The following is a 19,886-nucleotide window of genomic DNA, read 5'->3' on the forward strand; positions in this document are numbered from 1 at the left end:
CGAGGTCGAGGAAGGAGAGGCCCTGCTCGGCGCGCTGCTGGAGGGACATGCCCTCGGCGAGGGCCTCCATGCGGGCGCGCTCGGCGTCGCGCTCGAGGGCGAGGAGGCGGCCAAGGGAGTCGAAGAAGGAGACGTCGCGAGGCATGAGGGGAGGTTTATGCCACGGGGTGCAGCCCCGCATGCCGGTCCTGTGAGGCCAGGCGCTCGCTGGGCGACGTTGGCGAGGACTCCTCACTTCCACTCACTGGTGCCGGACGGCGTTTTCGGCCGTGCCTTCTTCCAGCTTGACACCTTCCCGGCCGGAAACACGGGCCTCGTGCGATTATTATTTGCCGTTCAAACCGTCCCTGGAGAGAACGACATCCATGGGAGTTTTTAGACCAGGGCTGAAGAACATCACCTCGGCGCCATTGTATCTGTCCCTGGCCGAATATTGGAGCCCGTACGCGAGACACCGACGATTAGCATAAAGGAGACGAATCTCAGGCTGGTCGTCGTATGACACGATCCATGGGAGTTTTGCTGTCTGGATGACTTTTGAGATTTTCTCATGATCCGCGTGTTCGTAGAAGTTCGCGTACAGCCGCCGCTTGCCCTTCACGTAGTAAGGCGGGTCTAAATACAGCAGTGTTTTCTTCGGGAGTTTGGGAAGCAAGCAATGAAGCAACTCCGCTGCGTCGGATCTATAAAGTGTGATCCGGTCTCGATAACGGGCAATACGCTGGATTCGCTCAATGAGTTCGCTTTTGTTGTACCGGGCATCAATTTTCCATTCGCCCGTCTGATCGTTCCCGCCGATCACTCCCCCGCTGCAGATTATCCCTGAACGGTTTGTGCGGTTAAGGAAGAAGGTTGAGAAACCCAATTCGAGTTCGTCGGCTTTGCTCTGGTTGGCCTGTACTGCGCGCTGCTTCCGCCACTGAGCGACGGTCACGCGCGTGTCACGAATTTTTCGACAAAGTGATTCAGTGTTATTCAGGACGCTGGACCAAAACGAATATACGGAGCGGTCGTAGTCATTGATGTGGACGTGCGAGACATACTCATCGATCAGCAGTGAGCAAGCCACTCCAGCGCCCCCAGCGTAGACCTCTACATAATGCCCATCCACGAGATTGTTCACCTCAAGGATGCGTTTGATGTTATTCGCGAGCCTTGCCTTGCCGCCTGGGTACCGTAGTGGAGTCAGGTAACGCATTGTTCCTCTTCAACGACAGTTGCACGGGCGGACAACACGCTTACTCCCATAATTTCCGGAAGAACAACTCAAGATTATCCCATCCCGTCTTCAAATCAGTTGGGGTGGGCGTGAAGTTGGTGGCGTGGATGTAACTGTGGAGCGTATCAAGCGATGACGCCACGAAATGGTTCGGATCGGTCGTTCGCCGTGCCGATGCCAGTTCGCGCTTCACCATTAGGCGCTGACCCTCAAGATGGTCTGCGACGATGACTATCTTCTGTTTGAGTTTGAGTTGATCAAGTTCCACGTTGGTCTTTAACTTCTTGTCGATGATATAGACATCGACGCTGATTTCAAGGAAGACGCGAAACAGAACACCGGCCGCGTTCGGAAACTGGTCTGCAGGGAGCCTTTTAAGTTCAAGGAATATATTATTCGCCTTCGCATTTCCGATCGATAGTTTGCAACTGCCCGGGATGACGTACTTTCGGTCCTGCGTAGATTGTTTGGTCCTCTTCTTCGGAGCGGGAGACGATCCGGTCGAGGCCGCGATGGCGGTCAGCACTTTGCGCTCACCCCTGGGGGCTGCAGGCGACGGAACTTCCGTATCCTTGAAGGTATCCAGGTACTTGGCGCGGTCTTTTTTTGTATCGACTACGGAAACAGGCAGCCGTCCGTGAGCCGCATCGGTTACAACGCGGATGAAACCTTTCAGGACCTCGCCATCTGTTAGATCTGAGCAGAGCTGTCCATTCTCGATAGAAATCCCTAGACGCTGACGAACGCTGGGGTCATTCAATATGCGCTGCACAGTGGTAATCGGGATGCTATCCAGCTTTGACATCGTGCTTTCGTCGAGCCGTCCGCTCCGGCGCACCAAGTCGATCAGGTGCAGTGCGGGCGCGTTCCGCGAATCGGTCCCGGTACTCTGCTCAAATCGAGTGGCCTGAGTGGCATCCCACGAGACGATACCGCGACCTGACTGCTCTCCACGGTGCCTGAGTTGAATCCAATGGCGCGCATCGTCGCGGTCTTCGAATACCACGCACGATACTGTACCGACAGGATCGGCAGCATACCGCTTTGCGAGTGCACTGAGTCGCTTCTGCGCGTTGCGTTCAAGCAGGTCGGCAGCCAAGTCTGGATTCTCCAAGAGTCGGAGCGCGGCAAGCCGTCGATTGCCTTCGAGCACAACGAAGAGTTTGTCGTCTCTCTCGTCGGGCGAGACGATCGTCAGTGACGAGGGATCGAGCCGATGATCTACGATGTCCTCAGCCAAATTGACGATTTTGTCTCTAAGATTCTGAACCAACGTGCGTAGTGCGTCCCGTTGACTCGCTTGCGGGTCCAAACGAGGATTGCGCAGATCAAACAACAGGTTCGTCGGCGGAATCTCGCGGTTGATTGCTTTCGCGGTTCGTCTGACCATGCCACTCCTCACGGCGTTGCGCTCAAGAGAACGTGAACACTAGGCGGGGCTAACTACGCAATCAACTAAAAGGGGCCGGGTAACGAGGGGCCCGCAGTATGTCCCAGAGGTGGAGGAAGACCGGACGCCAAGTTCCTCGTACGGGGCCAGGAGGCGATGCCTCAGGGGGACTCGGAGTTGTCGCTACCGTCCAGGCTGGTGACGGGAGGACGGGGCACCGCGACGGGCAGAAGGCATTGGCTCTGGTAGGCCACGGTCTGCGGTGGGCAGGGGCGTTTCTCAATCGGCAGCCAGCAGACGCCGGACACCTCCACCTCAAGGCCCTCCATACAGGGAGCCCGCTTCTGGTTCTTCACCGGGAGCGGCGTCTTGGCAGGGACGGGGTCCACGTGGACGTCCGTGGCCCAGGCCTCCCTCGTGGCATCCTCCTGCACCCGCACCTCGGCAACAGGTGCCAGAGTCGCCGGCAGCAGCGCCACCACGAGCACGGTGGCGGCACCCGACAGCGCCAGCCCCAGGCGCCACCACGGGCGAGCCTCGTTGGGAGCGTGGAGGGCCTGATCCAGGCGCCCCACGGCCTGGCGGACAGCCTCGAAGGTGCACACCAGCGACTCCACCGAGTGCTTGTCGGGGGCCACGGCCCACGGGGAGTCCTCGACCTCCAGGGCGAAGTAGTCCTCCGAGGCCGAGGAGGTGATGTGGGCCCGGAAGTCGGGCAGCGGCCCCGGGCGCTTCTTGTCCTCGGCGGCGGGCTTGTACACCAGGGCCGGCGCCCCGCTCGTCTGGTGCGTGGCCCGGTAGCACTCCCACCGGCTGGAGTCCTCCTGCGCCACCTGCTCCTGGAGCAGATACGGCCCCACCTGCTCCGGCCCGTCCCCGCTCGCCTCGGCCTTCTTCTCCTCGTCCATGCGTGCTCCTCGCCTCCCCAAGGCTTCTTGGGAAGTGGTCTGCCAGGAGGTGACTTCAGGCGTCAACTCCCTTGACACCGGGGGAATCTCCCATGTGCCCGCCGTCACACTTCGAGGAATCGGGTGCCGGTGAGGCCCTCCTGCTCCATGGCGTGCTTGAGGTGCTCGGAGACGATGAGCGCCACGTACCAACCCCAAGGGCGGAAGATCTGAGCGTCGCCCACCTTGCTCGGGTCGATTCGCAGCCCCGTGACGACACGGTACTGCCCCACTTCCTCGGGGTTTCCGTCCTCGGGCCTCCAATATTCCACCCGCTCGCTTCGTTGGTCGTCGATACAGCGGAGGACCTGAAGGGCATTGAGGATGAAATAGGGCTCGGACTCGCCCTCCACATGGGCCGGGATGAACTGCACCTGCTGCCGCAGGCCCAGTCGGCCGAACAGCGAGACAACCTTCTCATGGACCACGGGAAGGGTCAGCGGAGTCAGGCTGAAGTCGAGCGCATGTCCAGGTTGCACCTGCTGGAGACGCAGGGGGCTCTGCCTCTCAATGATGCGCCCCTCCCCGAAATGCCAGGCAGTCACTTCCTGGTTGTTCTCATCCAGAGGGTCTCCCAGGACCCAACGTCCTGGAATGCGCATGTCGTCACGCAATTGGAAGTATCGCATGGGGAATCCATTTCATTTCGGAGGCTTCGTCGCCAGACGGTTGAGCCTGGAGCCGGGCGTACAAACCTCGTCCGCGATACGCCGCAGTTCCTCGACCAGCCTGGCTCTGCATTGAGAGACTGTCCGGCAAGTGCCGACAGATCTTGCGAGCCGCTCGTGAATCTCTTCGTGGTACGCCTCGGGGTGAGGCCCCGCGTGGCCCTCCAGGTAGACGAGGTTCTCGCTCGCCTCCAGGTTCATCCCCGCCTTGGCGAAGAGCCGCAGGAAGCGAGGTGTCCAGGGGCCACCGCGGACGCTATCCGTGGGGTTCCTGGCGGTGGCCAGGTGGTGCCAGGTGTGGCGAAGCAGTTTGAGTGTCCCATCCTTGCAGGCGCCGCGGAGTCCCTGGGAGGTGGCCCCCACCGCCGCACCGCTCAGCACCACGCTTCCTTCCGACACGGAGGCCCACACTGAGGTGGCCGTGCTCCAATCCACCTGCGTGCCCTCCGGAAGGTGCGGCACACTCGACGGCAGCGCCCGGCGTTGTGGCAGCAACTGGCGGAACCCTCCTCCCGGTGGGCGATTCGGTAGCGCCCGGGCCAGTCCCCGCCCCGCCAGGTACGCCAGGATTCGCAGGCCCGCACCTCCCAGGTACCGACCGAAGCGCTCCGACGCCGCCTGGATGTCCGCCTGGGTCCGCGCATTCCGTGTGTCCTGGTACAACTGCATGCACACCGTGCCAAAGTGCACCAACTCCGCAACGGTGAAGACAAGGGTCAGGACCAGCGTCACGGATACCGCGAAGGCCTTGGTGAAGAGCGGCTCGGGCGCGGCCCACGCAATCCCATACAGCACCAGCGAGGAAGCCACGCTCGCGAGGAAGACCGGATCCTTCAGCAGTTCATGGGCCGCGTCTCGCACCCCCTCGGGCATGTAATTCGGAGACAGTCGCAATACCAGCAGGAGCGCACTGCCCTCCAGCTTCTCGGGCAGCGGGTACTTGGGCAGCCCCCCATAGCTCTCCTGGTACTGCTCTCGTAGCCATCTCTCCCCAAGCGAGAGCGGAGACCCCTGCTTGCTGACCTCCTGCGCCACCGGCACCTGTCCCGGCTTGAGCTGCGCCACCACCTCGTGGAACTCCGCCAGCACCGCCTGTGCTTCCTCTACGGAGAAGGAGTGCGGGCCCGGCTCTATTGGCAACGGAGGCAGCTCCAGCCTCAGCCGGCCGTCCCGCAGCATCTCCACACCTACTACCGTTTCAGGCGTGGCAGCTCGTTCAACGCTCGGTAATCGCTGTGCGCGGACAATGGGGTGCCACGATTCCGACCATGGCTCCCGAGGGGGCTCGCTGCTCCTCACGCACGACAGCGTGAGCAGCAGCCACAGAGCCAGCGACAATCGCAGCGGCATTCCCCACTCCATTGTCCAGGCAGTCGACTCCCTGGAGGAGTCCAGCATACCGAGGCTTTCGGCTGCGGCTCCCCGGAAAAGTGGCAGGCACCTGCCCAGCCAGGAGGTGACTCCAGGCGTCAACTCCCCTCCGCGAAGGGGTGAAGCTCACCTCGCGGTGATGCGGCTCCGGAGACAGTTCGCGAGGTGTTCGCGGAGTTGCTCGGGGAAGCCGGACAGGCCGGGGGTGTCATTGGCCTCGATCAGCACGTACTCGCCCTCCTGGGTCTCCAGGAAGTCGAGCGCGAGGATGTCGGCGCCCAGGTGGCTCATGGCGACCCGGGTGTGCTCGGCCAGGGCCGCAGGGGGATCGATCACCGGGTGCTTGCGCGTCTGGACAATAGCGCATTCGCGGGGGCTCCTATCAACGTGGCCGGCAGCAGCGCCACCACGAGCACGGCGGCACCCGACAGCGCCAGCCCCAGGCGCCACCACGGGCAAGCCTGTTGGAGGTGTGAAGGTCCTGGTCCATGCGCCCCACTACCTCGTGCTCATCCTCGGGAGAACAGGAACTGGGGGCGTGGTTACGGGGACAGAGGGGCGAGCACCTCGGAGAGGGAAGTGGCGTGGATGGCGCGGTCGAACCAGAGGTCGAGGAGGGCAGCGTCGGAGCAGGAGAGGATGTGTTGGCGGGAGGCGTCGTCGACGTGCACACCCCGGGCGGTGAGAAGTCGCAGCACCACCTCGGCGCGCCCCTGCAACCGGCCCTCTTCCCGGCCCTCTTGGCGGCCCTCTTCTCGGCCGCGTGCCAGCCCCTCCTGGTGTCCCCGCTCCATGAGTTCCTCGGCATAGCTCCGCATCAGTTCCTCCGCTCGTTACGCGTCCACGACTGGGGAAGTGGTTTGCCAGGAGGTGACTCCGGACGTCAACCCTCCTGACACCGGGGCAAGCCCAGGGCGGCGCGCAACTCGGCCGCCGCCCGCTCGGGCTGACTGAAGGTGTAGCGGACGAACCGGTCATGGACTCCAGACATGGTACCTGGCGCCCCAGCACGGAGCGGGCCAACGCGAGGCGTCCTGTTCAAGGCTCGATGAGGTCGCCGAGCCGCACGGGCTCCCGGGAGTGAACGCCCTGGTCCTCGTCGTAGGCGTACTCGCCGCTCTCGAGCCGGTCGGCGAACCGGGTGAGCCAGGAGGTGAAGCTCCGGGTCATGCGGATGCGCTCGGGGTCATCGTGGTAGACCGAGATGAGCTGTCCCGGAGTGCCCGCCTCGGGCGGCTCCAGGTCCACGCACAGGAAGTCGCCCGCGCCGTTGGCAAGCACCGGAATCCAGCGCGGGCTCCAGGACAGGGCCTTCACGGGGCCGCGGCTCCGGGGCGCCCGCTCCTCCCACCGCTCGAAGGCCCACTCCCGCTGCACGTCCCGCAGGGACAGCTGACTCCAGCCGACAAAGAGGCCGAGAAACCGCTGCTCCCCATCGTGCCGCAGGTAGGACTCGCGGACATCCTCGGGCAGGCGGACGCCCAGCTTCCGCTCGGCGGCGTCGAGCTCCTCCACCGTGGCACCCGGGGCCAGCCGCGCGCTCAGTCCCTGCTGTTGGGCTTCCAGCCACCGCTCGATGCGCCGCCACGCCCACACGGCCTCGGACTCTCCGGCCCTTCGCTCCGGAGGCGGGGGCGGTGGGAGACGGGCCTGGCGCGACAGCCGCTCTGGCCGGGTCAACAGCAGCGGGTCCTCGGCCCTCAGCGCGTCGAGCACCTCCGAGGGCTCGAGCTCCAGCTCCTCCTCGGCGAGCCCCACCGCCTGCATGAAGGCCACGCTCCCGTTCACGGTCCGCAGCGGCGAGAGCGTCGGGTCCCGCGTCATCACCACCCCGTGCATGCCGCCCGCGTCCGTGTCGATGTCGAGCGTCTCCTCCTCGAAGCCCTGCCGGAAGCGCCGCACCTTGCGCGCCAGCTCGTGCAGCAGTTCCACCGCCCACTCGGGAGGCGTGGGCTCGGTGCCGCGCGCCACCCGCAGGGTCAGCTCCTGCCCCCAGCCGCTCATCCGGGAGGGCGCATCCGAGACCTCCAGGTCGGTCAGCCCGAACGTCACCAGATGCCAGTGGGGTGGGGACTCGACCGGCCAGGCCTCGACCCACCGCACCGGTGAGTCCTCCGGTCCCTCGAGGCGCACCGGGGTGAGGCCCGGGTGGTGTCGCTGGAGTTCGGCCTCGAGCGCATCGCGACCCGTTTCGGACATGGACGTCTCCGGAGGGGAGGGGGGCTCGGGAGGATATGGTCACGGAGGGCGAGAAAAAGACGCAACTTGTTTTCGCAAGGTCCGAGAATCCAGGCACGCCACCCGCCGCACCTGCCCCGACGAGGCCCCCCATGATGCAGAGCGTGACGAGCCGTTTCGGTTCCAGCCTGGCGCAGTCCATCCTCCAGCGCGTGCAGTCGCAGTTGGCGAACGTGCAGGCGGACACGGGGGTGCGGTCCAGCCAGTCCACGACGACCGCTCCCGCCTCCGTGCAGCCACAGAGCGAGTTCCAGCGCGACTACTACAGCGACAACTTCGCGTCGGAGCCCACGAGTGCCGTGGGCGCGAGCGGCAGCCCCCAGTCCTCGGCGGCCAACCCGGACGCGGTGGCCCAGCAGATTGCTCAGGAGGCGGCGGGCTGGAACTACGACCACTCGGGCGGCAAGACGTGGGGCCAGACCATGTCCAACGAGAACACCTTCGATGGCAGCAAGTCCGGGGTGTGCGCGGACATGGCGCTCGAGGCGGCGCAGCGGTTCGAGGCGTCCGGCGTGGAAGCGCGGGTGGCGTACGGGACGACCGACCGCGGCAACCACGCCTGGGTGGAGTACAAGGGCGCTGACGGCCAGTGGAAGATGTTCGACCCGACGGCGGCCGCCTGCAGCAAGGATCCCTCCGCGGCCATCACGCCGACGGACAATGGGATGTACGGCTATGGCAGCGCCTTCGAGCACTACGAGGCCCCTGCCGAGAGCTGAGGCGACATGCTGTTGGCTCATGTAAGCCCGCAGCCGAAAGCCGCGATGCGCCGCTACCTGGCCGCGACGCCCTGATCGATGACCTCGGCTGTCTGGCCTGTCGCCGCGAGCACGGCGTTGACCGCGTTGCGCGGGCCGCTGATGACGACGACCATCCGCTCCTCGGAGAGATCGGCGGAGGCCGCCGCCGCGACCGCATCCGGCGTCGTCGCGGCGATCGCCGCGACCTGCGCGTCGAAGTAGGACAGCGACCGCGACATCACCGCGACCGTCTCGAGCTCGTCGGCGAGGACGCTCGCCCCTGCGGAGTCGGCGAGCGCCTGGCCAAGCGCGCGACGCCGGGCACGCACGAAGTCCTCGGCGAACGCGCCGCCCCGCTTCCGAACGGTCGCCAGTTCGTTGACGAGCGCGACCAGGGCCTTGCCAGAGCGATCGAGCTCGAGGTCGCTGCTGACGAGCAGTGCGCCGCCGCCGATGCCGCCGAGGTAGTCGACCGATACGCCGTAGCTGGCGCCGAGCCCCTCGCGGACGACGCGCATGCGATCCTCGAGCATCTCGCGGAGCACCTGGCGCGCGGCGACGTCGCGAATCGGATCCGAGGCCGTGGAGAACGCGATCCTGACGCCCACCTGGTTCGCCTCCTCGTCGACGACGGCGACCCAGCTCGGCCCCTTGGCTGGCCGGCTCGGCGGCACCATCGCGGGCGGGGGCGGAGCCTCGCCGTCCCACCTGGCGAAGAGCTCCTCGATCGTCCTTCGCATCACGGCGACGTCGAAGCCTCCCGAGATGATCAGCGTCGCACCGTTGGCACGGTAATGGCTCTCGCGGAACGCCTCGAGCTCTTCGACCGAGATCTTCAGGATGTCGGCGGGGCCGGGGCGAGGTTGCGCGTACGGGTGACCGGCGCCGAAAAGGCGAACCCGGAGTGCCTGGACGCCGCGCGCATCCGCGTCGTCGTCGTCGTCGTGGGCCGCACGGGCGCGGCGGCGGACCTCGTCGACATCGTCGTCCGGGAAGATGCCGGCGTCGAGGAGCCAGAACAGGCGCCAGAGGTGCCAGTCGGCGAACGTGGCGGTGCCGCGCGCCGTGAACACCGTCGCACGCTCCCCGACGCTGGTGTCGAGCCGCGTGCCGAGCTGGGTCGCGAAGGTGAGCCGCTCGACGTCGGCGCGCCGGTAGAGGCGGGTGGTATCGTTCGCGAGCAGTCGCGCGGTCAGCTCCGCGAGCCCCGGCCGATCGACGGGGTCCGCCGCCGAGCCGTAGGGGAACACCAGCCGCGCGTCGACGAGCGGGCTGTTGGGATCGGGCGCGAGCAGCACGCGCATCCCGTTCAACAGCCTCAGCTCCTCCACCGTGCTGGCGACACGCGACGCGCGCGGATCGAGCGGGCGGCTCGCCTCGGAGGGGTCGACCGGCGTGCGCCAGGGTTGGAGGTCGTGCTCGCGGCGGCGCGTCGGGAACTCGGCGCGGGTCGTGAGCGCCTGTTTCCCGCTCGGTCGGACCAGAGCGATGTGGCTGTGCGCGCGGTCGAGCGTCGTGCTCGCGTACATGGCGACATCGACGATCGTCGTGCGGTCGAGCGCCGCGAGATCCTCGACGAAGAACCCATTGTGGTCGGTGTACTGGGGGAAGTCCGCGATCCAGGAGCCGGCCTCATCAAATGCGTCGTAGGTGCCGACAAGGTGCGTGCGGAGCTGCGCTCGGGAGAGCTCGATCATGTGTTTGCGCTCGTTGACGAGCGTCGCCGCGGCGGCGAATACCTTGTCGACCGCCGCGTTGAGCCGCGCCGGATCCGATACCGAGACGACCGCGGTCAGCAAGGGAGCGCGCACCCCGCCGAACTGCGTGACACCGGTGTTGGTGATCCACTCCTCGCGTTCGTCGAGGGCGCGCAGCTCGGTGCCGAGCATCGTCGAGACGATCGCGTGCTGCGTCGACTCGCTCGCCCCCCACGGCGGTGCGTGGAAGAAGATGAACGCGGTCGCCTCGTCGATGTCGGCGGTGTGCGTAGACGTTTTGCCGGTGAGGACCGCCGGCTCGAGCGAAGTGCGCGCGACGGTCGAGTTCCGCTTGAGCCCGCCGAACGCCGCGCGTACCGCGTTGATCGCCTCGTTGGTGCGGAAGTTGCCGGTGACGACGAGGATGGCGCGGTCGGGCGTGTAGTGCGCGTCGATGAATGCACACACCTCCTCGCGGGTTGCTTGAGCGATCTCCGGAGAGCTCACCCGGCGCCCGTAGGGGTGCTTCTTGCCCCAGAGCCTCGCCACGAACTCGTCTTGCAGGGTCTCGTGGCTCGCATGGCGCCAGGTATTCTCCGCGAGCACGACGTCGCGCTCGCGTTCGAACAGCGCATCGTCAATCCGGTCGCACGTCACCTGCATCCGGCGCGCCTCGATCGCGATGAGCTTCGCGAGCTGATCGGCGAGCGCCTGCGACGTGTAGTGCGTCTCGTCGGCGTTGGTCCACGCGTTGTAATAGAGCGCGGTATCGGAGAGCTCGTCAGCGATCGTCGGGCCGCCGGCCTCGGCGCGCGCGGTGAACAAGAGGTGCTCGACGAGGTGGGCCATTCCGGTGCGCCCCGGCGGATCCTCGGCGGCGCCGACGAGATATCGGACGTCGACGCCGACGAGGTTCGTGCGCACGTCCTGCATCAAGGCGATCCTCAGCCCGTTCTGCGCGCGAATCAGCGCGATGCCGTGGTCGATGTGGAAGTCACGCTTCTCGGTCTTCAAGCTCCCGAAGTGGGGCGGCCGCATGGCGCGGAAGCCGGTGCAGGAGGCAAGAAAGATGAAGGCGACCACCCAGACACATCGAACGGACAGGACACTGCTCATGTGCGCGACTGTACGGGAGCGAGAGTCGGCGGCGGAATCCGGCCCCTGGGGTGTCCTGGCGGTTGTTGCTTGGTGCTTGACACCCTGCGGTGTCAGCCCAAGGCGCGTGGGTGCGGTCAGCGGGGCAGGGGCGTGCCGAAGGCGGGAGGAGAGAGGACGAGGTCCACACAGGTGCCATCGGAGCCCGTGGCCACGCTATTCGCGGCGCGGAGGTTGAAGGTCCCCGCGCCAGCGAGCTGCCCCGCGCTGAAGGCCACCAGCTTCCGGCTGGCGGTGTCCACCACCCACACGGCTCGCGTCTCATCGAAAGCCAGGGCGCCCGCTGACAGCAGATCCTGGCTCTGAAGGCGCAGGTGGGGTTCGAGTGTCACCGCGCCACTGGCCTCGAGCTGGCTGGCGAGGAACCGGGAGAGGAACGTTCCCATCGGGCCGGAGTTGCTCACCAGCAAGTGGCCGTCTGGATCGAAAGCCAGGTCGCGCGGCGAGCGGATGCCCGCACTGGTAAAGGTGGCGGCCGGTTCAACCGTCACGTTGCCGGAGCCGGCGAGCTGAGCGGCGGCGAATTTCACCACCCGATCATCTCCGGTGCTGATGACATACAGGTTGCCGTGCTTGTCGAAGGTGGGCGCGCGCGCCCCGCTCAGCCCGCCCTGGAGCGTCAGCGTCGGGCTCACCGTGCGTCGCCCCGGGGCCACGAGCGCCTTGGGATCGAGCTTCACCACCTGGTTGCCCGAGGCGTACCAAAGGGCGCCCCTGGGATCGAACGCCAGGCCCGCGGGGCTGTCGACCCCTTCGAGGACGGTCTCCGGGCTCTGGGTCCCGGAGGTGTCGAGCTGGGAGGCCGCGTAGCGCACGAGGGTCTTCGTGCCCGGCTGCTCCAGGTAGAGGTGGCCCTCCGCGTCCACGGCCATGTGCCCGGCGCCGCTACCCACTGGCAGGCTCACCGTGAGCGTGTAGGGACTGCCCACCCAATACCGCCAGGCGGTCAGCGCTTCATGGGCGGAGTCGGAGGCCCAGATGCGCGCCGCGTTGGGCCGCTCGGTGTAGTGGAAGGAGAGCGAGGCCGTCTCGCCCGCCGTCACCGTCACGGGGAGGCTGCGTGCGCTGGGCACGAATACCTCCAGGACCTGGGGGGCCTGGGGGCCGTTGGTGCTGACCCGGTACACCCGCTCGGGAAGGAGGGTGTAGGCCCCGGGCGCGAGGTTCTCCAGGAGGAGGGGCTTGAATGCGTCGAAGCTGTCGCTGACGAGGCGCCGCTCGAATCCGTCCGGGCCCTTGAGCTGACTGGCCCAGGGGAGGTTGGTGGGGGTGGGAATGGGGGCCGTCAGTGTGACGCGGAGCGTCCCCGTGGTGGGCAGCGGGGGATGGACCACCTCGACCCTGAAGCGCACCTCACGCAGGGGGGCTCCATTCGACTCCATGCGGAAGGTGACCTCCCGCGGGCCCTCGTGGGCATCTGGCTTCACGGTGAGCTTCACCGTGCCCCGGTTGTCCCCTTCCTCGACGTGGCCGCTCCCCACCTCCAGCCCCTCCACCGGGCCCGAGGCCAGGATGAGGATGGATTCCTTCGCCAGACGGTCCAATCGGACTTCGGCGGTGCGTGACTCGCCTGGCTTCAACACGAGGGACTCGGGGATGACCGTCACCGAGTAGTCCCAGCCGCAGGAGGAGAGCAGGGGCAGGAGAACGAGGAGCGGAAGTGGAATGCGCATGGAGCCGTCCGGTTCGAGGAGCCGGGAGCCTAGCGTCTTCCGACGGTAGCCGCGATTGACGACACCTGGCGGGCATGGCAACCCCGAGAGATGCTTCAAGTTCTGTGGAGAGGATTCATCGCTGGGGTGGATGCGTTCCTGACACCCCAGCAGCGCCAGCTGCCTCCAGAGGACCTCGGCAAGTACCGGGGTCTCCTCGCATGCGACGGTCATGCTGGTTCCCCTGCTGGCGGTCTACCTGTTGGGGGTGCGCCTGGGCTTCGTCTTCACCGCCATTGTCTGCCTCGGCGTGGGGCTCTTTCACCAGCTCTACCACACGGGCTTCGGTTCGAAGCGGTCCCTCTTCTCCAACCCGGACGCCTGGGCGACCAACGGCTCCACGGTGGTGGCCTTGTTGATAGGGTGGGGCCTGTTCTGGCTGCACAGCTCCTCACGGGAGCAGGCGCACTCCGGAGAGCCTGCCGCGGCTGTTCACCCAGGGCTTCACGACGAAGAAGGATGGCCACGGCTTCGGACTGCACACCAGAATCGTGCGTGAGCTCAGAGCCGCAGCTTCTTCGCCGTGGTCTGCCCGGGACGGATCTCCACCTCGATGACGGTGGAGATGTTCTTCTCCTCGTTGACGAGCTTGAGCTGGTGCTGCCCCGCGGGCAGAGCCAGCTCGATGAGCGGGGTGTCTCCCAGCCGCCGCCCACGCAGGAAGACGCGGGTCCAGGGCACGGTGTCCAGGGTCAATCGGCCCATGGCCACCCGCTTCGACGGGCGGGCAGCGGGCTCGGTGGCAGCGGGCTCGCCGGGCGCGGGCAGCGGACCCGGCGGGGTGGGAGGCACCAGCTCGGGGGCCAGCGCGAGCAACAGCATGGACCGCTCGCCCGGGGTAGCCAGCTTCACCTGACGCTCCGCCGGTCTTCGCCCCTCCAACGTGGCGGACACCTTGTGCTCGCCCAGCTCGAGCGTGTCGAGCGTCAGCGGTGAACGCCCGGCCTCCTTTCCGTCCACCCTGATCAGGGCGCCCGGAGGATCCGTCTCGATGGTGAGGACCGCCGGTGCTGGAGCCGCGGCGGGACTCGCGGGCGCTCCCCGCTCGCCTGGACGAAGGGCGAAGAAGGCCCCGGCGCCTACCAGCAGCAGCAGCACCGCGGCCCCGGCGAGCGGCATCCAGGAACGTCGGCGCCGGGGTTGCTCCAGGGTGGTCTCCTCGAGCGGGAGCCTGCTCCCCGGCATCGAGTCCCCCGTGGCGCTGCCGCGCACCACCCGGCGAGCGCCCGCGGTGGAGAGCTCCCCGGAGCGGGCCTGCTTCAGCATCTGGGCCCGCTCCTGGATCTGCGTGGCGAAGGTCTGGGACATGTAGCCGGCCAGCTCGGAGGAGCCGGGGACCGGCTGCTGGCTCCGCAGCCACTCCTCCAGCGCCCCCTGGAAATGACGGGCGGTGGGGTAGCGCCTGGCCGGATCGCGCGCGAGCGCCCGGGCGATGATGTGGCTCAGCGCCTCGGGGACCTCGGGGCGGTAGTCGTGCGCGAAGGGAATCGGCTCGTCGCTGGCCACGGCCTTCATCGCGACGAGCGGATCATGGTGCCGGAACAGTCGCGAGCGGGTGACCAGCTCGAAGAGGATGATTCCCAGGGAGAAGATGTCACTGCGCGCGTCGAGCGGCTGGCTCCGCGCCTGCTCGGGCGACATGTACGCCGTCTTGCCCTTGATCTGGCCCACCACGGTGTGGCTCTCGCGGGTGGCGGCCTTGGCGATACCAAAGTCCACCACCTTCACCACCCCGTCATAGGTGACGAGCAGGTTCTGCGGGGACACGTCCCGATGGACGATGCCGAGCAGTGCCCCGTCCGGCCCCCTCTTGGCATGAGCGTAGGCCAGGCCTTCGGCGGCATCGGCGATGATGCGCACCGCATAGGGAATGGGGAGCGGGTTGCGCTGGAGCGCTCCGGTGCGCGCGATGGCGGCCACGGTCTCGCCTGGCAGGTACTCCATGGCGATGTAGAAGGCCCCCGCCTCCTCACCCAGGTCGAAGATCTGGACGATGTGCGGGTGGTTGAGCTGCGCGGCGATCCGGGCCTCGTCGAGGAACATCCCCACGAGGTCCGGATCCGTGCCCAACCCATCGAGGATGCGCTTGATGACGACGAGCTTCTCGAAGCCCTTGGGCCCCTGCTGGTGCGCCAGCCAGATCTCCGCCATGCCACCCACGGCGAGCCGCGACAGCAGGTTGTAGCGGCCCACGACCAGCCCCTGCTGCCAGACAGCGGGGGCCTCGAAAGAGACCGGGGGGCGGTGGGTGTCGCTCACAAGGGAACTTTCTTCATCCTACCCGGGCGCTGTCAATTCGACGCTTCCCGCGCACCCCGGTTAACATCCCCACGCCTTGTCCAGCCTCCCCCCGCTCCTCGCGCTCACCACCGCCCTGCTCCTGGTCTCGCAAGCGTGGGGCCAGACTTCCAACCCGGAGCTGTCCCGTGCCCGCCAGTTGCTCGACGGGCTGCACTACTCCGAGGCGGCCCGCGCGCTGGAGGCCGCCCGCGCGCGCCCAGGCAATGACCGGGACACCCTCGTGCGGATCCTGGAGTTGCAGGGCGTGGTGGCCGCCATGCTCCAGCAGCCGGCGAAGGCCCGCGCGGCGTTCCAGACCCTCGTGGTGCTCGCGCCGGATCATCAGCTCACCGGGGACTACGCCCCTCGGGTGGTGACGCCCTTCTTCGAGGCCAAGGCCTGGGTGGCCGATCAGCGGGCGGCGCTGCGGCTCGAGGCGGCTCCCGCGAGCAAGACGGACGCCACCATCGAAGGGGTGGCCGTGCAGGTGACCACGGACGTCCTGAAGCTGGCCCGCCTGGTGCGCTTCCACCTGAACGCCGATGGCGCTCCCTGGCGGCAAGAGGAGAGCCCGCTGGTGGAGGGGAGGGCCTCGGTGGCCGTGAAGGGGGAGCGGGTGCAATGGTGGGCGGAGCTGCTGGATGAGCGCCAGGCCGTGCTCGCCACGGTGGGCAGCGCCACCTCCCCCCTGCGGGAGACGGCTCCCCGGCTTCAAGCGCTCACCGCGACCGCGAAGCCCCCCACGGGCACCCCGGAGCTGGAAGGCTCACCGGGCTCGCCCTGGCGTACCGCGGCATACGTGTTCTTGGGGGCCGCGGCGGGCACGGGAGCGGCGGGGGGATACTTCGGGTGGCGCTCACGCAGCGCCCGGGCCGAGGTGGAAGGCGCTCCCGTGGATGACCGTGGCCTCACCACCGGCCTGACCCAGCGCGAGGCCCTCGTGCTCGATCAGCGGGCCCGCTCGAGCGCCAGGCTCGCGAACCTCCTTTTCGGAGTCGCGGGCGCCACGGCCCTCGTGGGAGGAACATTCTGGGTGCTCGGCGCGCCCGTGACGGTCTCCGCCACTCCCTCCGGGGTGACGGTAGGAGGGGAGTTCCCATGAGCAGGTCCTCACGGTGGCACACCGGGCCCTGGCTCTCCGCGCTGGTGCTGGCGCTCCTGGCCTCACTTCAGGGCTGTAACTGTGGCTCCACCGGTGTCGACACGCGGCGGTTCGCCTGCGACCAGGATGACGAGTGCGCGCCGGGCTTCGTCTGCCGTGAGGCCGAGTGCCAGCCCGAGGCAGACCCTCCGGTGGACGAGCCGGATGGGGGGGGAGTCGGCTCGCGGCCTCAGCTCGCCTTCCTCGGCCCCGCGCGGACGCTGCCGGCGGGAGGCTGCTCCACCCTGGTGGAGCTCGAGTCCCGCGACGCCTCCGGCAACCTCTTCCCTGTCCCCTCCCAGAGGCGGGTGGCGCTGTCGGGACCAGCGGCCGCGGGGTTCTCGTTCTTCACCGACCCGGGGTGCACCACCCCCACCTCCGAGGTGGTGTTCTCCCCGGGCGCGGTGCGGACCGGCTTCTACTTCAAGGGGCGGACCGGCGGCACGTTCCCCCTCTCCGCCGCGGCGCCGGGCTTCTCCACGGCGAGCCAGAACGAGACGATCCTGCCCGTGGTGCGCACCGGCGTCTGCACCCTGCCGGTCGGCGCCGGCTCGGTGACGTGCCCCATCTCCCCCGCGCAGCTCGACAGGTCGAAGACGCTGCTGCTCTTCCAGGCCAGCTCGGACGACTCCGACCCAGACTCCGCGAGCCTGAACTGCTCGCTCTCGGCGCTGGACGCCTTCACCTGCCGCCGCAACGACTTCGACGACGGCGGCGAGGACGCGGTCCGGATCCTCTGGCAGACGGCGGAGCTGGCGTCCGGGCTGAAGGTCCAGCATCTCCAGGGCTCCTGTGGGGGCACGCCCCTCACCGAAATCCACATCCAGCCGGTCTCCCGCCTGCGGAACTCCTTCCTGCTGGTGAGCTCCGAGCAGGACGGCTCCAGCCAGGGAGATGATGACTTCTACACCGCGTCGTTCTCCACGGCGGACCACGTGGACTTCGAGTTCTCCGTCAACTGTCAACCGAGCTGGCACGTCGCGCTCCAGGTCGTGGAGTTCTCGGGCACCAATGTCTCCCGCGGCCTGACGGGCAGGATGACGGGCACCCAGCTCGTCATCTCCAACCTGGAGCCCGTGGAGCTCGGCTCCACCGCCTTGCTCTTCACCTACCGGGTGTCGGGCGTCGCCACGGAGGCCATCTGTGACCGGGTCCTGCGCGGCGAGCTCACCTCGCCCACCTCCATCACCTTCTCGCGCGGCGCGGGCGCCACGGGCTGCGAGGCGGCGAGCATCGACTCCATCTCCTGGGAGCGCATCGACTTCGGCGAGCGCGCGCGGGCCCAGCATGTCCCGGTGACGATGGACGCGGCCACCAGCAGCGTCTCCCTTCCCATCACCGCCGTGGATCCGACACGCACGCTGGTCTTCGCCAGCGGGCAGCCGCAATCCGGCCAGGCCGGTGGAGAGACTTCCTACGCGGCCGACGGGGTCATTGGCGCCTCCCTGGGCTGGCACTCGCTCACCTCGCCCACGCTCCTGGAGGTCAGCCGTGGCGCCGCCGAGGGCACCGCGAAGTGGTCCTCCACCGTCCTGCAACTCGAGCCCTGATTTCGAGACGGCGCTCCTTGGACCGAGGGCCGGGCTCAGCCGCTATAGTTGGCGGTCAGGAGACGGACAAATGAAGGCACTTCGATGAATCGCGGTGTGTGTCGTGGGGCAGTTGCTGACGGGCTGTGCCAGCGACAACAGCGCCCAATAGTTGAGAGACGAGGCGCGGCACCGCCGAGAGGCGGAAGACGTTCAAACCCCGCTTCGGCCAGGACCTGCCCGGCACCACCGTGAGCTGGCCCCAGCCCAAGGCTCCAGCACCGGCCCAGCCCCAGGCCCGATAGCTCCGCGCGAAGGGGTTTGGAGTAGCCCGCTCACCGTGGGGGCGGGAGGCTGGTAGATTCGTCACCCACGGCACCGAGACGTTGGAGCGCGCCGGAGGAAAGAGGAGCACGTGGCTCGGAAGAAGGTGGCGAGGGTGGCCCGCTGGGCGGGGGCCGTGCTCGTCGTCGCCCTGGTCGCCACGCTCGCCGACGCGTGGACCGCGATGGGACGGCGTGCCGAGGGGGCACGTCGGGAGCGCATGGAGCGCTCCGCGCAGTGGCGGGACGGCCACTTCGAGAACCCACAGCCGCTCCACAACGACTGGTGGGGCTCGGTGACGGCCATGTTCGATGCGAGCCCCCACGTGGGCCCCGCGGAGCCGCCGCCCACGGTGCCCGGCGACCGGCGCCAGTTCGCGACGCCGCCGCCCACGGGCCTGCGCGTCACCTGGCTCGGGCACTCCACGACGCTCGTCGAGCTCGACGGCCACCGCGTGCTCACCGACCCCATCTGGAGCGAGCGCGCCTCGCCCCTCACCTGGGTCGGCCCCCAGCGCTGGTACGCCCCGCCCCTCGCGCTCGAGGAGCTGCCTCCCATCGACGTGGTCGTCATCTCCCACGACCACTACGACCACCTCGACTACCCGACCCTCGTGGCGATGAAGGACTGGGACACCACCTTCGTGGTGCCCCTCGGCGTCGGCGCCCACCTCGCGTCGTGGGAGGTGCCCGAGGCGCGCATCGTCGAACTCGACTGGTGGGAGAGGACGCGGGTGCGCGGGCTCGAGGTCGTCGCCACGCCCTCACGGCACGCGTCGGGGCGCACCGGCATCGACAAGGACGCGACGCTGTGGGCGGGCTTCGCGCTCCTGGGCCCCCAGCACCGCGTGTACTACTCGGGCGACACGGGGCTCTTCCCCGCGATGAAGGACATCGGCGCGCGCCTCGGGCCCTTCGACGTGACGATGATCGAGGTCGGCCAATACCACAGCGCGTGGCCCGACTGGCACATCGGGCCCGAGCAGGCCGTCCTCGCCCATCGGATGGTCCAGGGCCGCGTCCTCCTGCCCGTGCATTGGGGGCTCTTCACGCTCGCCGTCCATGGCTGGACCGAGCCCATCGAGCGCGTGCTCGCGGCGGCCCAGCGGGCCGGCGACACGGTCGTCGTGCCCAGGCCCGGTCAAAGCATCGAGCCGGGCGCCCTGCCCGCGCTCGAGCGCTGGTGGCCGAGCCTGCCCTGGGAGACCGCGGAGCAGCACCCCATCATTTCCACCCAGAATCCCTAGGGCGGTGCCTCACGGCGGCCCGCTGTCCGGTGCCGCGCCGGGGCCCGGTGCTTCCGTTGGCAAGCGGATGGTGAAGCGGGCGCCCGCACCGGGTGGGTTGTCGGCGGAGATGGTCCCTCCATGGGCTTCGACAATCTTCCGGCACAGGTACAGCCCCAGGCCCAGCCCGCCATAGTGGCTCATCGACGCGGCACGCTCGAACCTGCCGAACAGCCGATGCATGTCCTTC

Annotated in this window: 17 protein-coding genes; 5 read left to right on the plus strand and 12 right to left on the minus strand. The window is 67.7% G+C overall.

What is annotated here, in order from left to right:
• Positions 1-325: 325 nt before the first annotated feature.
• From VF794_RS07790 to VF794_RS07825, 8 genes are all read right to left on the minus strand, one after another.
• A complete protein-coding gene (locus VF794_RS07790) occupies positions 326-1,198 on the minus strand; it encodes a DNA adenine methylase (protein WP_331108549.1) in 873 nt (290 codons plus the stop codon).
• Positions 1,199-1,238: 40 nt separating this feature from the next.
• Positions 1,239-2,609 carry a hypothetical protein gene (locus VF794_RS07795; protein WP_331108550.1) on the minus strand — a complete coding sequence of 457 codons (1,371 nt, stop codon included), beginning with the start codon at positions 2,607-2,609 and terminating at the stop codon, positions 1,239-1,241.
• A gap of 161 nt (positions 2,610-2,770) precedes the next feature.
• Positions 2,771-3,517, minus strand: coding sequence for a hypothetical protein (locus VF794_RS07800; RefSeq protein WP_331108551.1), 747 nt, complete (start codon positions 3,515-3,517; stop codon positions 2,771-2,773).
• A gap of 104 nt (positions 3,518-3,621) precedes the next feature.
• Positions 3,622-4,185 (minus strand): imm11 family protein, encoded by a 564-nt coding sequence (locus tag VF794_RS07805; protein ID WP_331108552.1) that lies wholly within the window; start codon positions 4,183-4,185, stop codon positions 3,622-3,624.
• A 12-nt stretch (positions 4,186-4,197) separates the two neighbouring features.
• Positions 4,198-5,403 (minus strand): AHH domain-containing protein, encoded by a 1,206-nt coding sequence (locus tag VF794_RS07810; protein WP_331108553.1) that lies wholly within the window; start codon positions 5,401-5,403, stop codon positions 4,198-4,200.
• Between the two features lie 318 nt (positions 5,404-5,721).
• On the minus strand, positions 5,722-5,931 hold the full coding sequence (locus tag VF794_RS07815; protein ID WP_331108554.1) for a hypothetical protein: 210 nt from the start codon (positions 5,929-5,931) through the stop codon (positions 5,722-5,724).
• A gap of 206 nt (positions 5,932-6,137) precedes the next feature.
• Positions 6,138-6,413, minus strand: a complete 276-nt coding sequence (locus VF794_RS07820; RefSeq protein WP_331108555.1) for a Yae1 family protein — start codon at positions 6,411-6,413, stop codon at positions 6,138-6,140.
• A 220-nt stretch (positions 6,414-6,633) separates the two neighbouring features.
• Positions 6,634-7,794 carry a suppressor of fused domain protein gene (locus VF794_RS07825; protein ID WP_331108556.1) on the minus strand — a complete coding sequence of 387 codons (1,161 nt, stop codon included), beginning with the start codon at positions 7,792-7,794 and terminating at the stop codon, positions 6,634-6,636.
• Between the two features lie 131 nt (positions 7,795-7,925).
• On the opposite strand from VF794_RS07825, the gene VF794_RS07830 reads away from it, so the two are divergent.
• The gene (locus tag VF794_RS07830; RefSeq protein WP_331108557.1) at positions 7,926-8,552 is read left to right on the plus strand and encodes a transglutaminase-like domain-containing protein; all 627 of its coding nucleotides are present in this window, start codon (positions 7,926-7,928) and stop codon (positions 8,550-8,552) included.
• Positions 8,553-8,605: 53 nt separating this feature from the next.
• Here the strand turns inward: VF794_RS07830 and VF794_RS07835 are convergent, their stop codons facing one another.
• Both VF794_RS07835 and VF794_RS07840 read right to left on the minus strand, forming a co-directional pair.
• A complete protein-coding gene (locus VF794_RS07835) occupies positions 8,606-11,353 on the minus strand; it encodes a M16 family metallopeptidase (RefSeq protein WP_331108558.1) in 2,748 nt (915 codons plus the stop codon).
• Between the two features lie 149 nt (positions 11,354-11,502).
• A complete protein-coding gene (locus VF794_RS07840) occupies positions 11,503-13,098 on the minus strand; it encodes a hypothetical protein (protein WP_331108559.1) in 1,596 nt (531 codons plus the stop codon).
• Between the two features lie 211 nt (positions 13,099-13,309).
• On the opposite strand from VF794_RS07840, the gene VF794_RS07845 reads away from it, so the two are divergent.
• Positions 13,310-13,636, plus strand: coding sequence for a hypothetical protein (locus VF794_RS07845; RefSeq protein WP_331108560.1), 327 nt, complete (start codon positions 13,310-13,312; stop codon positions 13,634-13,636).
• 2 nt (positions 13,637-13,638) lie between these two features.
• Here the strand turns inward: VF794_RS07845 and VF794_RS07850 are convergent, their stop codons facing one another.
• Positions 13,639-15,396, minus strand: a complete 1,758-nt coding sequence (locus VF794_RS07850) for a serine/threonine-protein kinase (RefSeq protein WP_331108561.1) — start codon at positions 15,394-15,396, stop codon at positions 13,639-13,641.
• 76 nt (positions 15,397-15,472) lie between these two features.
• Here VF794_RS07850 and VF794_RS07855 point away from each other — a divergent pair, with 76 nt between their 5' ends.
• From VF794_RS07855 to VF794_RS07865, 3 genes are all read left to right on the plus strand, one after another.
• Positions 15,473-16,519 carry a hypothetical protein gene (locus VF794_RS07855; RefSeq protein ID WP_331108562.1) on the plus strand — a complete coding sequence of 349 codons (1,047 nt, stop codon included), beginning with the start codon at positions 15,473-15,475 and terminating at the stop codon, positions 16,517-16,519.
• Positions 16,516-18,108, plus strand: a complete 1,593-nt coding sequence (locus VF794_RS07860) for a hypothetical protein (protein ID WP_331108563.1) — start codon at positions 16,516-16,518, stop codon at positions 18,106-18,108. The genes VF794_RS07855 and VF794_RS07860 overlap by 4 nt, the downstream gene beginning before the upstream one ends.
• A gap of 418 nt (positions 18,109-18,526) precedes the next feature.
• Complete coding sequence (locus VF794_RS07865) at positions 18,527-19,657, plus strand: MBL fold metallo-hydrolase (RefSeq protein ID WP_414640885.1); 1,131 nt, start codon at positions 18,527-18,529, stop codon at positions 19,655-19,657.
• 9 nt (positions 19,658-19,666) lie between these two features.
• On the opposite strand, the gene VF794_RS07870 is transcribed toward VF794_RS07865, so the two are convergent.
• On the minus strand, positions 19,667-19,886 hold a 220-nt coding region (locus VF794_RS07870; protein WP_331108565.1), incomplete at its 5' end, for an ATP-binding protein.

It is taken from the genome of Archangium sp., assembly GCF_036389735.1.
GTDB lineage: Bacteria > Myxococcota > Myxococcia > Myxococcales > Myxococcaceae > Archangium.